Source organism: Gordonia amarae NBRC 15530, assembly GCF_000241345.1.
In the GTDB taxonomy this organism is placed as follows: Bacteria; Actinomycetota; Actinomycetes; order Mycobacteriales; family Mycobacteriaceae; genus Gordonia; species Gordonia amarae.
Map to the genome: position 1 here is coordinate 1 of NZ_BAED01000008.1, position 16,529 is coordinate 16,529.

General features: G+C 68.4%; 10 protein-coding genes. 5 read left to right on the forward strand and 5 right to left on the reverse strand.

Annotated features, from left to right (window positions below; translation table 11 throughout):
* Both GOAMR_RS24635 and GOAMR_RS25300 read right to left on the reverse strand, forming a co-directional pair.
* Nucleotides 1-700, reverse strand: a 700-nt coding sequence (locus GOAMR_RS24635; protein ID WP_005182372.1) for a hypothetical protein, incomplete at its 3' end; no start/stop codon positions are given.
* A 619-nt stretch (nt 701-1,319) separates the two neighbouring features.
* The gene (locus GOAMR_RS25300) at nt 1,320-2,192 is read right to left on the reverse strand and encodes an RHS repeat-associated core domain-containing protein (RefSeq protein WP_211599604.1); all 873 of its coding nucleotides are present in this window, start codon (nt 2,190-2,192) and stop codon (nt 1,320-1,322) included.
* Between the two features lie 298 nt (nt 2,193-2,490).
* Here GOAMR_RS25300 and GOAMR_RS23970 point away from each other — a divergent pair, with 298 nt between their 5' ends.
* The 3 genes from GOAMR_RS23970 to GOAMR_RS02555 all read left to right on the forward strand — a co-directional run bounded on the left by GOAMR_RS23970 (nt 2,491) and on the right by GOAMR_RS02555 (nt 7,957).
* Nucleotides 2,491-4,380 carry a MinD/ParA family ATP-binding protein gene (locus GOAMR_RS23970; RefSeq protein WP_005182386.1) on the forward strand — a complete coding sequence of 630 codons (1,890 nt, stop codon included), beginning with the start codon at nt 2,491-2,493 and terminating at the stop codon, nt 4,378-4,380.
* A gap of 111 nt (nt 4,381-4,491) precedes the next feature.
* Complete coding sequence (locus GOAMR_RS25435) at nt 4,492-6,648, forward strand: MinD/ParA family ATP-binding protein (RefSeq protein WP_005182390.1); 2,157 nt, start codon at nt 4,492-4,494, stop codon at nt 6,646-6,648.
* 232 nt (nt 6,649-6,880) lie between these two features.
* Nucleotides 6,881-7,957, forward strand: a complete 1,077-nt coding sequence (locus GOAMR_RS02555) for a 2,3-butanediol dehydrogenase (RefSeq protein WP_005182394.1) — start codon at nt 6,881-6,883, stop codon at nt 7,955-7,957.
* Nucleotides 7,958-8,196: 239 nt separating this feature from the next.
* Here the strand turns inward: GOAMR_RS02555 and gdhA are convergent, their stop codons facing one another.
* Together gdhA and GOAMR_RS02565 are read right to left on the reverse strand one after the other, a co-directional pair.
* Nucleotides 8,197-9,537 carry an NADP-specific glutamate dehydrogenase gene (gene gdhA, locus GOAMR_RS02560; RefSeq protein ID WP_005182397.1) on the reverse strand — a complete coding sequence of 447 codons (1,341 nt, stop codon included), beginning with the start codon at nt 9,535-9,537 and terminating at the stop codon, nt 8,197-8,199.
* 123 nt (nt 9,538-9,660) lie between these two features.
* Nucleotides 9,661-11,157 (reverse strand): CCA tRNA nucleotidyltransferase, encoded by a 1,497-nt coding sequence (locus GOAMR_RS02565; RefSeq protein ID WP_005182399.1) that lies wholly within the window; start codon nt 11,155-11,157, stop codon nt 9,661-9,663.
* A gap of 971 nt (nt 11,158-12,128) precedes the next feature.
* Between GOAMR_RS02565 and GOAMR_RS02575 the strand changes: the two genes are divergently transcribed.
* Together GOAMR_RS02575 and GOAMR_RS02580 are read left to right on the forward strand one after the other, a co-directional pair.
* On the forward strand, nt 12,129-13,235 hold the full coding sequence (locus tag GOAMR_RS02575) for an NUDIX hydrolase (protein WP_005182402.1): 1,107 nt from the start codon (nt 12,129-12,131) through the stop codon (nt 13,233-13,235).
* Nucleotides 13,228-16,215 (forward strand): DUF6049 family protein, encoded by a 2,988-nt coding sequence (locus GOAMR_RS02580; RefSeq protein ID WP_005182404.1) that lies wholly within the window; start codon nt 13,228-13,230, stop codon nt 16,213-16,215. Before GOAMR_RS02575 ends, GOAMR_RS02580 begins: the two co-directional genes overlap by 8 nt.
* Before the next feature lie 121 nt (nt 16,216-16,336).
* On the opposite strand, the gene GOAMR_RS25305 is transcribed toward GOAMR_RS02580, so the two are convergent.
* A partial coding sequence (locus GOAMR_RS25305; protein ID WP_211599605.1) for a hypothetical protein occupies nt 16,337-16,529 on the reverse strand: 193 nt, incomplete at its 5' end.

Genomic DNA, 16,529 nt, shown 5'->3' on the forward strand with positions numbered 1-16,529 from the left:
GCCCGCCACCGGTGTAGGTGAACGTCGTGGTCTCCGCCGGCCGCGACAACCTTGTGCGGCGATGCCCGACCATCTGCCCGGCCCGGTCATACCGGTACCGGGTACGGCCCTGCCCAGTCACCACCGTCCCGCGCACAGTGATCTTGTCCTGACCCCGCACCTGCGCCGGACCAGTACGCGGGCTCGACGCCACACCCTGCTCACGTTCGAGACCACCACCAGCAGCGAACGCCAACACACCCGAAGCGGTGTACCCGTAGGATTCGACCACCTCACCCGAACCCGACGACACCTGACCCATCGACCTCACCGGCGAAGTCGTGCCTCCTGGTTGACCTGGCCGACGATCAGCTGACGGCCCGGTAGCGCGGGCGGCTCTGGTGGCGGTCACCCGGCCGAGCGCGTCCAGATCGAACCGGCGCCCGCCTCGCAGATGGTCGGCGATACCGGTGACATACCCATCAGCGCGGTAATCCCATTGCCTGCCCGCGACCACACCCGACGGGCCACTGGCCTGCTGCGCGACCAACTGCGAACGCCGATCATAACGGGACAAGGTCACCGCAACCCCGGTGCGGCGCGCGGTTTCCCGACCCGACCGGTCATAGGTGAACACGGTCGGTGCGCCCGGAGCCTGCGGATGATCGGTGACCACCGACCCCACCGACCCCACCAACCCACCACGCTGATAGTCGATCAACGTCTGCCACGAACCACCTCAGAGTGGCTACCCCGTCCTCACACCCGGCCGGGTCCGTTGGCCTGCGCTATTGCTACCACTGTATGACACTGCCGACGACTATAACACTCAGTTACTTCTCTCCACGGGACCTTGTCCCAATAGTTGACAATCCAGCGCGATCAAATCCGTCTTCAAGAACCTGATAGCCCCGAAGAACCTGTGGTATCCCGTAACAATAGTTTCGCCAGCTCAGCTCTGAACGCCCCGTCGTCCAGAGCGTCTTCGGTGAAGATAATTCTCCAGCTACCGCTATCGAAGGCTTCGATATACACGCCTGAGATGTCGAGGTACTCATGTCCGAGTATTGCGGATACATGCGGTAAATCCAGAGGATGGAGACTGCCTAAGAATCGACCATCCAGGACTTGAGGAAGTTCTCTGGAAACTTCTGTCAGCAACCGCCATGACAGGCAAATGGGTTCGTCGTCTGTGCTGTCAACCAGGTAGGTTGGAACTCCACCTATAAACTCGACGTCTCCTACATACCAATGTACTGCTGTTGTTCCCTTCATAAGATTCACAACGTCGCTTAGTAAGATGCATTCGCCTGCAATCCACATCGGGAATGAATACGATTTCATGGCATAATCAGGGGTTCGGGTCCAGGATGTTTAGGTGTACCTCCCGTTGGGTTGGGTTCGTAGCGATGCTGGTGTGGATTCGTGTGTTCCATCGGCCGACCATGGTCAGTCCAGTGAATATCTTTCACAATGTTCCCGTCTCGATCGAACTCGCGTGCGACTGGATAGGTATCCCTCCTACCGTGAGCAATGCCAAGCTGCGAATGCGGATACGGAGAGTCTGGAATAGGGTTACCATGCCTGTCACGCGGCAATCCACCTTTGAGATTGTTGCCAGCAGCGTCTCGACGGCCCTCGGCGTGACGGTCTGGAAAGCCTCCTGGGCGATCTCCCTTGTCGTTGTTTCCAACGTGGTTTCGATTGAGTCCGAGTGGGTCGATCCACGTGAGCGGGTTGTGAACATAAGCTGTGGCGGTGGCCGGGTTCGGGGCGACACCGAGAGGATCGGCGCTGGTGTAGGTGGCGGTATGCGGGTTGTAGTGGCGGTGATGGTTGTAGTGTAGCCCGCTCTCCCGGTCGTATTGTTGGCCGGCGAACCGCAAATCCGTACCGGTCCCGGACCACACGGTCGCACCCCACAGGGTGCTCGACGCACGGCCGGTGACCTGCCCGGTATGCGGATCGAGCAGTTCGGTCGGGGCGTCGGCCAGGTCGGCGATGATGGCGTGGAATTCGGTGTCGATCCGCGATTGCGACCACGACCGAACATCACCACCACTGCCCCCACTCCCGCTCCTGCTGGTGGTGGTGTGTTGGGTGAGGGGTTGATCGGTGCCCGGGTGGTAGGTCCACACCGTGCTCCGCTGGTCACCGGTGCCGTGATCGGTGTGGTGTTGGCCGATCAGCTGGTCACCGTCCCACGCAAGCACTGTTGATGCCAGGATGGTGCCGACACGGCGGGTGTGGGTTTTACCGACCCGCCGCCCGAACGGGTCCCCGCGCGGACCGGGCAAGTAGGCCGGTCCAGGTGCCGGTGGCGAGACCGGGGTGCGGCATACCGAATCAGCGATTCGTGTGACGCAATCGGGGTGTGCTGCGGCAGTACTCGCCGAGTGAGGCTGACGATCCTGACCGGTACGATAGGGGCCGGTCAGTCCGCGACGGCCGGCCGCGTACCCGTCGGCCTCGAACCCCCGGGGACGGCCGCCTCAAGCGATTGGATCTGCGATGTCACTCCCCGACCACTCACAGCCACCGCCTTGGCTCCGTGCCGTCGACGGCGGGGCAGCGCCATCCGGCGACACACCGGACAGCGACATCCCAGGCAGCGACATCCCAGGCAGCGACGACATCTCAGACAGCGGCATCCCGGGGAACGACGTCCCGGGCCAGGACACCTCCGGCAGCGAGGCCTCCGGGAGGGCCCCCTCCGGCGGACCCGAGACGCCGGCCGCCGACGAACTCGATGACGACGAACTCGACGACGCCGTATCGATGACAGCGCCGATCCAGCCGACGACCGACACGCCCGCCTATGCCGATCCCGACGCGCAACCGACCTACGGTCCCGGGACCCGGCATCGGCAGATGGACGCCGGACCGGCCGGGTATCCCCCTATGCCGGCACCGCCTGGCCCGCAGATCCCCTCGCCCGGCATCATCCCGCCCGGTCAGGAATATGCTGTGCCGCAGCAGTTCGCGGGGCGACAGCAATTCACCGGGCCACAGCCGTACGCTCAGGCTTCGCAGACCGAGCTCTCGGGACCGCAGCGGGCACCGTTCACTCCCCCGCCGTACCCGGCCGCGCCGCCGTATCCGGCGCCCCACGAGTTCGCCGGGTCCCCGCAGTACCCGGGCCCGCAACCCACCGGACCGCAGTACCCAGGCCCGCAATACCCAGGCCCGCAATACACCGAACAGCACGACCCCTCACCCCAACAGCAGTACGGTGCAGCACCACAACACACGGGGCCGCACCACACCGGGCCCGGGCAGTACCCGCCGGCCCCGGCCTACGACCCACGGCAGGGCCACCCCGGCACGCCCGGGCAGGTCACCGGCGCACCGCCCTATCCGGTGCCACCGGTCCCCGGCTCTTCAACCCGGCAACCTCCCCTCCCACCGGCTCCGGCACCGGCCGGGCAGCAGGTGCCCGAACCGCAGACCGGCCGGCTGCCGCACGATCCGCTGCCCACCGATCTCCGGACCCCCGTACGGCGTGGTAAACACGCCGGCGGCTGGCGGGAGAAGCTCCGCGCCGCGTCGGGCGGGCTGATCACCTTCGGCGCCAGCCGGACCGACGAGCAGCTCTCGATGCTGGTGCGCCGCGCCCGTACCCCGATCCAGGGTGATTTCCGGCTGGCCGTGCTGTCGGTGAAGGGTGGGGTCGGAAAGACCACCACCACAGTGGGATTGGGATCGGCGTTCGCGTCGTTGCGGGGAGACAGGGTGATCGCCGTCGACGCCAACCCCGACTTCGGGACGCTCGCGCGCCGGATTCCCGTACAGTCCACGGCCACCGTCCGCACCCTGCTCAACGACCCCGAGCTGAACCGGTACACCGACGTCCGGCGGCACACCAACCAGGCGTCGAGCCGGCTGGAAGTGATCGCGTCCGAACGGAATCCGGCGATCTCCGAATCGTTCAGCGCGGACGACTACCGCCGCGTCATCGCCATCCTGGAGGCGTACTACAACATCATCATGACCGACTGCGGCACGGGCGTGGTGCACTCGGCGATGGAGGGTGTGCTTGAACTGGCCAACGCCATAATCGTGGTCACCACCCCCGCCGTCGACGGTGCACAGAGCGCCTCGGCGACACTGGATTGGCTTGAGGCGCACGGCTATCAGCGACTCGTGCAGGAGTCGGTGGTGGTGATCTCCGCAGCCCGCCCGGGCGGGGCCGCCATCGACATCAACGCGCTCACCGAACATTTCCTGGGCCGGGTGCGCGCGGTTCAGGTGATCCCGTACGACGAGCATCTGGCGACCGGGTCGTACATCGACCTCGACCAGATGGACCGGCGCACCCGCACCGCCTTCCTCGAACTCGCGGCCACCGTGGCGGATTCGTTCTGGCCGGGCGGGCACCCACCGGAACCGGCGGGGTGGTAGCGCACAGGTGCACGAGGGTGCGGGGCGCGCACCGAGCTCCGGCAACCGGATAGATTCGATTCCAGCACAGACAGCACCGGGCAGCACCGGCATATGAGGGGGAACGATTCCATGGGCACACCAGACGATGCGGCCACCGGGCCGGAGGGGCCGGGAGATCCCGAACAGCCACCGCATGCGGACGCGCCGCAGCGCTTCGGTCCGGTGAACTTCCCGGATCTCCCGCCGGTCCCGGAACCGCGGCCCCTACCGGGTCCCATGCCCGAGCCCGGTCCCCTGCCAGAACCGGGTCCCCTGCCAGAACATGGCCTGTTCCCGCAGGCGGCGGGGTATGACCAGCGCGGCCGTGGCGAGAACGCCGCGGCCGACGACATCTGGGGACGCGACCGGAGTTGGCGCCGGGCCCAGATCCCGGAACCCCAGACCCCAGAAACCCACACCCCGGCACAGGGCACCCCAGAGCAGAACGCCCCAGCACAGAACACCGCGGCACCGGACCAGGGCACGGGACCGGGTCAGTATCGGCCGCCCGGCCCGTTCCCCTCGATCCCCCAGATCCCGTTCCGCGACCAGCCGCCCGCCCCCGACCAGGGCCTGCCCAGCTGGGTGCCGCGGGGCGACGATGCCGATGTTCCGCCGGCCGCGTACGCGCCGCCCTGGGCCGGTCCGGTCCACCGCGCGGTACCACCCGCCGCACCCCCGTACGACGCACCCGTTCCCGCGGTGCCTCCGGTGTCCCCTTTCGGCGCTCCCCCGATCGACGACGCCCACGTCCCCGCACCGTTCTCCGATCCGCACCCGAATATCAGTGGTCCAGAAGGGTTCTTGGGTGGACCGGCCCACAGTGAGACGGCGCATGCGGTCCGGCCCCTGCCGGTCGGATCGACCTGTCCCGGTCCGGCCCCCGTCGCACCACCGCCCGCACCCGAGCAGCCCGATCCGGTTCCCGAGACGTACCCACCAGGCGGTGCGACGGTGCGGGTCGAGGTGCCACCGCAGCCGGAGCCACCGCGGCCGGAGCTACCGCACGCCGGTACCGACCACGTGAATCCCGGCTATGTGAATCCCGGGTACCGGCCAAACCCGTACCCGGAGAACAGATACCCCGGACCCCACTACCCGGATGTCGCGTACCCGGGTCCCGGGACCGCCGATCCGCAGCAGATCGGACCCCGGCCCGGGCCGCCGGCTCCCCCGGTGCCGCCTTATCCGGGCGGACCCGATCAGACGATGTACCGGCCGCCGCTCGCTCCCCCGGCCGGTTACCGTCCCACCGCAACCGGCTCCGGACAGGTCATCCCTGGTGCTCCACAAGAGGATTCGCGGCCACTGGACGACGTCACCCTCGTCAAGCGCGACCGGAAAACTCCCCGGAAGGGCTGGCGGCGAGCCGTATACAAGGCGAGCGGCGGCACCATCAAACCGCGCACCCCGCGCTCGGAGCTCCACCGCGAGGAGTTGGTGGCGGCGATCAACCAGCCGCTGACCGGCGACTACCGCATCGCGGTGCTCTCCCTCAAGGGTGGCGTCGGAAAGACCACCACCGCAGTCACTTTGGGTGCCACCCTGGCGTATTTGCGCGGCGACCGGGTGATCGCCGTCGACGCCAACCCCGACCTGGGTACGCTGGCGCAGCGGGTGCCGCGGCAGACCGAGTCAACGGTGCGCGACCTGCTCGCCGACGGCAACCTCACCCGGTACTCCGATGTCCGCGCGCACACCTCGCAGGCCCCGAGCCGTCTGGAAGTTCTTGCTTCCGAACGTGATCCGGCCGCATCAGAGGCTTTCAGCGACGACGAGTACCGGGGTGTGCTGGGCATTCTGCAGCGCTTCTACAACATCATCATCACCGACTGCGGCACCGGTCTGAGTCACTCGGCGATGAAAGGTGTTCTGGAAACGGCGGATTCGATCATCCTGGTGTCCTCCCCCGCCATCGACGGGGCCCGCAGCGCGGCGTCGACCCTCGACTGGCTCGACGCACACGGCTTCGGGCGGCTGGTGTCGTCGGCCATCGTCGTGGTCAGTTCACCGCGGCCGGGATCGTCGAACGTCGACACCGAGCAACTGACCCAATACTTCTCCTCCCGCTGCCGTGCCATCCAGCGTATCGGGTTCGACGATCACCTCGCCGAGGGCTCCGAAGTGGATCTGAAGCTGGTCGGCAAGTCGACGCGGCTGGCGTTCATGGAACTGGCGGCCACCGTCGCCGCCGACTTCCCGAACCCCCGGCAACGGTCCGCCGAGCCGGTACCGCCGAGCGCCTGACCTGCACAATCCCATCAGGCCGTTGGTCCCGCACATCCGGGACCAACGGCCTGTTTCGGTGTGGTCAACTGCAGATTCACTCAGATTCTCGCAGTACAACCCCTTGCAACTGTTGCGGCGCCCTGGTCGATGGCGTGCACTGGAGACGTGGCCGGCGAGTGGCCCACACCATTCGTCCCACCCGGACCAGCACCCCCACCCGGACCAGCACCTCACGAACGGAGCCACTCCCATGCGGGCAGCACGCTACTACGATCGCGGCGACATCCGAATCGAAGACATCCCCGAACCCGCCGTCGGTCCCGGACAGGTCGGCATCGACGTCGCCTGGTGCGGCATCTGCGGCACCGACCTGCACGAGTACGCCGACGGACCCATCTTCGTCCCACCCGCCGGACACCCGCACCCCATCAGCCACGAGGACGCACCCATCACCCTCGGCCACGAGATGTCGGGCGTGGTGACCTCCCTCGGTGCGGGCGTCGACGATCTCACCGTGGGCGACCACGTGGTCGTCGAACCGTACATCCTCTACGACGACGTCGACACCGGACCCACCAGCACCGACTACCACCTGTCCAAGGACATGAACTTCATCGGCCTCGGCGGCTGCGGTGGGGGACTGGGGGAGAAGATCGCGGTGAAACGCCGTTGGGTGCACAAGATCTCGTCGGACATCCCACTCGACCAGGCCGCGCTCATCGAGCCGCTGTCGGTGGGCTATCACGCCGTCGACCGCAGCGACGCCATCGCCGGGGACACCGTTCTCATCACCGGTGCCGGACCGATCGGTCTGCTCACCGCCGCCGTCTGTAAGGCCCGCGGACTGACCACCATCATCAGTGAACCGAGCCCGTTGCGCCGGCAGAAGGCCGCCGATACCGGTGTGGGAGACCATATCCTGGATCCGACATCGCAGGACGTGGTGGCCGAGACGTTCGCGCTCACCGGTGGCCGGGGAGCCGACGCCGGTTTCGAATGCACCTCGGTGCAGCCCGCGCTCGACACCCTGTTCGATGCCCTCAAGCCGACGGGAGTTCTTGTGGTGGTGTCGATCTGGGGCCACCCCGGCACCCTCGACATGCAGAAGCTGGTGCTCAAGGAAATCGACATGCGCGGCACCATCGCCTACGTCAACTCCCATCCCGACACCATCAAACTCGTCGAGGAGGGCAAAGTGGATCTGGCGCCGTTCATCACCGGCAAGATCGGCCTCGACCACCTCATCGACGAGGGCTTCGACACCCTCATCCACCGCAACGAGACAGCGGTGAAGATCCTGGTGTCGCCGTCGGGTGCGGGGCTGTGATCTCTCCGATCGGAGAGCCTCAGAATTCTTAGGGCACAACATATGTCGGTGACACGCGGCTGCTGAGCTTCGCGGTTGCGGGTGCCGGCTTGAAAGTGGCTTCCCCTGTCGGTTGAGGTGCGAGCCTGCGAGCCTCGAAACCTGGTAAGACGAACAGTGTTCTCTCACTGGGTTTCGAGGCTCGTCGCCAGCGCTCCTCACACCTCAACCGGCGAAGGGTCGGCTTGCGGGGAAGAAGCTCAGATGACGCCGAGGGCGAGCATCGCGTCGGCGACCTGGATGAAGCCGGCGATGTTGGCGCCGACCACGTAATTGCCCGGGGCGCCGTATTCTTCGGCGGTGTGCAGGCAGCGGTCGTGGATACCGCGCATGATGTCGGCGAGGCGCTCCTCGGTGTGCTCGAAACTCCACGAATCGCGAGATGCGTTCTGCTGCATCTCCAATGCGCTGGTGGCCACACCACCGGCGTTGGCGGCCTTACCCGGCGCGAACAGCACACCGGCGTCGGTGAACAGGCGGATGGCATCGGGGGAGCAGGGCATGTTGGCGCCCTCGGCGACGATCGTGCAGCCGTGGTCGATGAGTTGCTTGGCGTCGTTGCCGTCGAGCTCGTTCTGGGTGGCACACGGGATCGCGATGTCGGCGGGCACATCCCAGATGCTGCCGCCGCCGACGAACTTCACGTTCTCCCCGCGCAGGCGCGCGTAGTCGACGATACGGCCACGCTGAATCTCCTTGACCTCCTTGAGGACCTCGAGGTCGATGCCCTTTTCGTCGACGACATAGCCGGACGAATCCGAGCAGGCGACGACGGTGCCGCCGAGTTCATGCACCTTCTCGATGGCGTAGGTGGCCACATTGCCCGACCCGGACACCACCACGCGCTTGCCCTCGAGCGAATCACCCTTGGCCTTGAGCATCTCGTTCACGAAGAAGACCGCACCGAAACCCGTTGCCTCCGTACGCACCTGGGAACCACCCCAGGCCAGGCCCTTGCCGGTGAGCACACCGGACTCGTACCGGTTGGTGATGCGCTTGTACTGGCCGAACAGGTAGCCGATCTCGCGGCCGCCGACACCGATGTCACCGGCCGGGACGTCGGTGTACTCACCGATGTGCCGGTACAACTCGGTCATGAACGACTGACAGAACCGCATCACCTCGGCGTCGGAACGGCCCTTGGGGTCGAAATCCGAACCGCCCTTACCGCCGCCGATCGGCAGGCCGGTGAGCGCGTTCTTGAAGATCTGCTCGAAACCCAGGAATTTGACGATGCCCAGATATACGCTCGGATGGAATCGCAGACCGCCCTTGTACGGGCCGAGCGCCGAATTGAATTCGACGCGGAAACCGCGGTTGACGTGAATCTGGCCGGCGTCGTCGATCCACGGCACACGGAAGATGATCTGCCGTTCGGGCTCGCACAGGCGGGTGATGACCGCGGCGTCGGCGTAGTGCGGGTGTTTGTCGACGACGGGGGAGAGGCTGTCGAACACCTCGGTGACGGCCTGATGGAACTCGGCCTCGCCAGGATTGCGCTGAAGTACCTGCTCGTACAGATTCTGGAGTTTCGCGTGCACCGTTGATCCTTTCCGAATCGCCCCGCTCGTCCGTGTCTTGCCCACGGATGGTCAGGTTTTACCGGGTGTTTACACAGCGGTGACTCCGAGGTTACATCTGTATACAGTTTCGATTGCGGCAGGCTACTCGTTTCCAGAGCTTCGGGCCGCCCACCACCTGAGCAGTTCGGCCTCGGCCTCCTCGCGGGGGAGCGGACCGCGGTCGAGGCGCAGCTCCTTGAGGTACTTCCAGGCCTCGCCGACCTCGCGGCCGGGCCGCAGACCGAGCAGTTCCATGATCGCGTTGCCGTCGAGGTCCGGACGGACGCGGCCGAGGTCCTCGGCGGCCTTGAGTTCGGCGATGCGTCGCTCGAGGTCGTCGTAGTTCTCCTGCAGCCGTCGGGCGCGACGCTTGTTGCGGGTGGTGCAGTCGGCGCGGACGAGCTTGTTGAGCCGCTCGAGCAGGTCACCGGCGTCGGTGACGTAGCGACGCACCGCCGAATCGGTCCACGCGCCGTCGCCGTAGCCGTGGAACCGCAGATGCAGGAACACCAGCGTCGCCACGTCCTCGACCATCGCCTTCGGGTACTTGAGCGCCCGCATGCGCTTGCGCACCATCTTGGCGCCCACCACCTCGTGATGGTGGAAGCTCACACCGCCGCCGACCTCGTGCCTGCGGGTGGCCGGTTTGCCGATGTCGTGCAGGAGCGCCGCCCAGCGCAGCACCGGGTCGGGATCGGACTCCTCGAGGTCGATCGCCTGCCGCAGCACGGTGAGGGAGTGCTGGTAGACGTCCTTGTGCTGGTGATGCTCGTCGATGGTGAGCTTCATGCCGGGGATCTCCGGCATGACGCGGTCGGCGAGGCCGGTGTCGACCATGATCTCCAGGCCATCGATCGGATGCTCACCGCAGATCAGTTTGTCCAGCTCGACTCGGACCCGTTCGGCGGTGATCCGCTCGATCTGACCGTTCATCTCCGTGATGGCGTCGACGACGCGGGGAGCGAGCCGGAAACCGAGCTGGGAGACAAACCGCACCGCGCGCAGCATCCGCAGCGGATCGTCGTCGAACGACTCCTGCGGGGTGGCGGGGGTATCGATGATCCCGGCGAGCAGGGCGCTCAAGCCGTCGAGCGGGTCGCAGAACTCCTGCGCGCCGTCGGGACCGATGCGCACGGCCATCGCGTTGACGGTGAAATCGCGCCGGATGAGGTCGCCGTCGAGGGTGTCGCCGAAGGTGACCACCGGGTTGCGGCCCACGCGGTCATAGGCCTCGGCGCGGTAGGTGGTGATCTCGATGATCAGGTCGGCCTTGCGGATGCTGACGGTGCCGAACTCGATACCGGCATCCCAGATCGCATCGGCCCAGCCGGTGACCAGCGCGATCACCTCGTCGGGGCGGGCATCGGTGGTGAAGTCGAGGTCGTTGGAGAGCCGCCCGAGGACGGCGTCGCGCACCGAGCCGCCGACGAGGAACAGGTCGCGTCCGGCTGTGGTGAACAGTTTGCCGAGCGGCACCAGGATGTCGGAGTATCCGCGCAGCGAGATCGCCGCGGCGGCCAGGAGCCTGGTGCGGCGCTCGTCGGGGTCAGCCTGAGCTGAACCTGTATGCGCGCGATCGGGGTGTTCGGGACCTGTCACGTCTGGTCAGACTACCGGTGCCGGGCAATAGGTTTTCCCTGCGGGTTTTCCCGGTGAGCGGCCACGACACGCCCGATCGCGAAGAAGGATTCATCACGCAACACGATGCCCAAATGTCACTTGTGTCACATAAGTAACAGCTGTGGGTTGCTCACCTTTTGTCCACAGGCGGAGCCATCCAACCAAACGGCGGGTGACCAGCGGCTAGCATCAGGAACGTGTCCACCGATTCGTCTACCCGCCGTCACGACGGCCCCGCCGACACCGTCGGCCGCGGGCCGAGTCCGGCGACCCTCGCCCTGCGGGCGGGTAGCGCGACCCGGCCGGCCACCTCGATTTCACCCGCACATACCCTTCAACCTGCGACAACACCTCTCGCTGATGCTCTCGGGGCGGCCCGCACACCCGTCTCGAACGGCCACTCCGGCGATGCGGAAAGTGTCCACCGCAACGGGGGCGAAGGCAAGAGGACGAACGGCTCGCCCGGAGATCCGGCACCGCCCGCCGTGACGGGTGGGCAGATTCCTGCTGGGCAGACTCAGGACGGGGGACAAGCTGCGGGCGAACCGCGGGGTGAGGCACCGGCGGGCCGCAGGTCGCGCCGCTCACGCCGCGGCAGGCGCCGGGGACGACGGCCCGCCGACCAGGCCGGGCCCGATCGGACCAGCGGCGCGACGGCCGATGCCGCTGCCACGGAATCAGCCGGGACACCGAACGGTGGCTCCGGCGACGCGCCCGCCCCGCGCCCGAAACCCGGACCGCGCAACACCCGAGAACGCAACACCCCCGAGCCCACCGGCCCAGAACCCGACAGCACAGAACCCGACACGCAGGAATCAAGCAGCACCGACAGCACCGCGGGCCGGCCCGACGGGTCCGCCTCACCGGCCGCACCGCAGCAGGCCGGTGGTCCGGCGCGTGACCAGCCCCAGCCGCGCAGGCGGAAGGGCCGCCGGCCGTCGCCGTCGTCGATGCCGCGGCGCACCGGACCAGTCAGCTACACCACCGAAACCGCCATCGATGACGAGCGTGCCGTCGAGCACGTCCAGTCGGCCGTCACCCCGGCCCAGCCGGTGTCGCAGGCCAGACACGGACCCGCGAACAACGCCGGCGGGAACAGCACTGCCCGGCCCAAGCCGGGTCCGAAACCCGCACGCCCCGCGCGCGGGGACAGCACCGGAGCGACGCCGCCGGTGTCCGACGACGCCGGGCGACGTCCGGCCGACACCAAGCCGGGCGGCTCATCCCGGCGGACCAAGCCGTCGGACCTGGTGACCCGGGTGGCCGCGATCACCAAGAAGGGGCTGGTCCCCGACGCCGGCACCGCGGAAAGCCCAACTCCCGGGACCCCCGAGAACCCCGACCGCAAGCAGGACGAGAATAACGCCCGGCCCGAAGGGAAGGGTGGCCGCAACCGGCGCCGGGCCGGTGCCCACCCGGCGAACGACCAGGGTGTGGGCAAGCTGCGCACCGTGCGGGAGACCTCGGCCGGTGGCCTGGTGATCTCCGGCAGCGTCGACAACCCCGTCGACGATCTGTGCGCCGTTCTCATCGGCCGCGTCGACCGGCGGGGACGGATGATGTGGTCGCTGCCCAAGGGTCACATCGAGACCGGTGAGACAGCGGAGCAGACCGCGATCCGCGAAGTCGCGGAGGAAACCGGCATCGCCGGAACAGTCGTCGCGCCGCTCGGGAAGATCGACTACTGGTTCGTCAGCGAGGGCAGGCGCATCCACAAAACGGTGCATCACTACCTGTTGCGCAGCATCGGTGGCGAGCTGTCGGACGCCGACTACGAGGTGAGCGAGGTGGCGTGGGTCCCACTGCGCGAACTCCCGCGCCGGCTCACGTACTCTGACGAGCGTCGGCTCGCCCGGATGGCCCGCGGCGTCATCGCCGACCTCGCGGCCGACCCGTTCCGGCTGGCCAAGTCCGAGGCCGAGAGCGTCCGCACCGAACCCAACGCTTATGAGAAAGCCGCAGCCGCCCGCAATCAGCGCCGCAACGACCCGACACCGTCGACGCGGTCACGGCGTCGGCGCAGACGGGCGCGGCGCCCCGCGGCCGACGATGCCTGACCGGACTCATCCCCGTGCGCGCACCGGTCTTCCGTGGCTGCTCGGCACCCTCCTGACACTGCTGCTGGTCGTTCTTGCCACCCCGCCGGTCCAGGCCGAACCGTCCGGGTCCGCGACCCCGGGTTCCGGTGCACCCGAGTCGACGAGGAGCACCCAGAGCACGACAAGCCGGAGCACGACAACCCAGAGCACACCGAGCACGCCGACGCCCCGGACACCGGGGGAGACCTCCGACATCCCCGACGTCGACACCTCCGACGGCGACAGGTCCGGTGGGCACGGCCCGCGGACGAGCGACGACACCGCCACGTTCGCCCGCATCGACATCAGCTCGATCACCCCGACACTGGTCACCACCTCGGGTCCGGCGACGGTGTCCGTCAGCGGCGTCATCCGCAACATCGGGGACCGGCCGCTGCATACCGTCGCGGCCCGGCTCGAACGCGGTGACCGCATCACCGACGCGGCCGGGCTGCGCACCGCCCCGGCGGCCGATCTGCTGCCGGTGAGTGTGGCCGGACCGTTCCGGCAGGTCACCGACGTTCTGCAGCCCGGCGGGCAGTCCGGTTTCACCCTGACGCTGCCGCTGTCGTGGAACGGGCTGGAGATCGCCGCGGCCGGGGTGTACCCGCTCACCGTGAACGTCAACGCGACCCCCGACTACGGTGCGGTCGCCCGCGTCGCCCGCTCGACGACGCTGTTGCCGGTGCTGTCGCTGCCGGCGGACCGGAACCGGGCCGCGCGGTACGTGCCTCCGCAGCCCGACGCGCCGACGCCCGATCCGGGGACGATCGACGCCTCGATCACCGGCCCGGTACCCGCCCGTGACGGATCCATTCCGGCCAACACGTCCAATCCGTCGCGGATGACGATGCTGTGGCCGCTGGCCGCACCCCCGCAGCTCGCGCCCGGAACACTGGGTGGGCGGACCGAACCGGTCCGGCTCATCGGCGACGACCTGGCCGTGTCGCTGGCACCGGGCGGCAGGCTGCACCGCAACCTCGACGTCCTGCGCTCCCTGCTGCCCGCCAAGACGCCGGGGGCCACCGCCCCCAGCTCGGCGGCCCCGCCGTCCACCCCGCCCGCGACGAGTGCACCGCCCTCATCGACGGCACCGCCACCGTCGGGGTCCGCCACCACATCCGCACCGGCCCGCTCCGGAACCGCCACGACGTCGCCAACCGATTCGGAGTCGGACACCCGGGCCACGCTGCGCAAGAGCATGTGCCTGGCCGTCGATCCCGACCTGCTGATCACGGTGCGCGTGATGTCCACCGGGTACGTCATCTCGCGCGACCCGTCGTCACCCACATCGGAGACGACCCCCGGCAAGGGCACCGACGCGGCCACCCGCTGGCTGGCGACCCTCAAGCAGATCGCCGGCGAGATGTGCGTGGTGGCGCTGCCGTTCGCGTCGGCCGATCTGGATTCGCTGGCCCGGGTCGACAACACCGGCCTCACCCTGGCAGCACTGACCAGCCCCGCCGATATCGTCGACTCGATCCTCGGGATCAAGAGCGTGCGCGGCATCACCATCCCAGCGATCGGCACGCTTGACACCACCGGTGCCGGTGTCCTCAAGTCGGCGACCGTGACGAAGGCGGTGTCGTCGGCGTCGACGCTGAGCCCGGACCGCGACCCCGACCCGAGCGGCCGCTACCAGGTGGGCGACATCCGGGTGCAGACCACCGACACCCCGGTGACCGCCGCGCTGGCCGCGATGGGCACCGCCCCGTCGACGCCGGTGCTGACGCCACGCTCGCAGATCGTCGACCTGCGCCGGGAGTCGGCGGTGAGCAGGAGGCAGTCCGCGGCGGCGGCGTTGGCCTTCGCCGCGCTCACCCCGCCGCGCAGCCACGCCACGGCCGTCGAACTGCAGGACACGCGGCTGCCGGTGGCGGGGCGCAGCCAGTTCATCGTGCCGCCGCTGTACTGGTCACCCACCGACGCCGACACCGACGCCCTGCTCACCACAGCGTCCACCCTGCTCGATTCCGGCGCGGCCAGGCCCGAGGGTCTGGAGACGGTGGTCTCCGAACTCGACTCGGCCCGCCGGCCAGGCAGACTGCACGCCCCGCCCGGCAAACCGGGACTCGCGCGTGGCTGGTGGCTGGTGTCCCGGGCGCAGGCCGCGGCCATCAGCACGCACTCCGACCTGACGTTGCAGCTCCAGGCGTCGCTGGTGCGGTCGGTCGACGTCGAGGCGACCTCCGAGCGCTACCTGGCGCCGTTGCGCGAGGATCTGCTGCGGGCGTTGCGCAGCCCGGACCGGGACACGCCGGCCGACCGGGCCGCGCTCGGCGCCCACCGCGACCGCTGGGTGTCGGCGGTCAACTCGACGCTGACCCGGATGCGCGGGTCGGTCACCATGCTCGACCCGGGTGGCCGGTATACGCTGGCGTCCGAACGCAGCCCGATCCTGCTGGTCGTCCGCAACGAGCTGGCGCTGCCGATCAAGGTGCGGCTGGAGATCCGGGCCCCGGAAGAACTCAACATCGGCGACGTCGGGGTGATGGAGATCCCGGCGCGCGGCACCCGGCAGATCCAGCTGCCGGCGAACGCCGACTCGTCCGAGGCCACGTCGGTGTCGATCGGCCTGGCCACCGACACCGACCTCGCGCTCGGGCAGCCGATCACCATCTCGGTGCACTCCAACGCCTACGGCAAGCCGCTGTTCTACGTGACGATCGTGGCGGCGGTTCTGCTGGTGGGTCTGGTGGGGCGCCGGCTGTGGCACCGGTTCCGGGGTCAGCCCGACCCGGCCGACGCCGACCGGCCCGAGGCCGACGACCACGATCGGGAGCTCGCGGCGAGCACATACGAGTTCCGCCGCGAGTCGTCCGAGCACTCCGGGGGTATCGATCAGTACCGTCAAGAGGACAACACCGACGAGTCAGAGCCCGGACCGCCGGATCCCGACGAGACCGGCCCGGAGCCGGCCGATGACCAACCCTCCGAAGATCGTGGAGACGACGCGTGACCCCTCAACGACCCATCCCGCCCGCCGGAGGTCCTGACCGGACCCCGGGCGAGCAGCACAGCGGGCAACCCGGACCCCGGCAGGGGCAGCCGGGTTCGCGGCAGGGTCCGGCGGGGGACGGTCAGGCCATCCGGGGACGCGGGGGTTCGGACCAGCGCCCCGGGCAACGGCCGGGGCCGGACGAAACCCGCAGGACCGACCCCATCCACAGGCCCGGGCCTCCTCCGGAGGCACAGCGCGGCCCCGGCCCGATCCGCGCAGCGTGCGGCCGCAGGACCGGCTGCCCGGCCCCGTCCGCAGACCGGCCGCCCGCC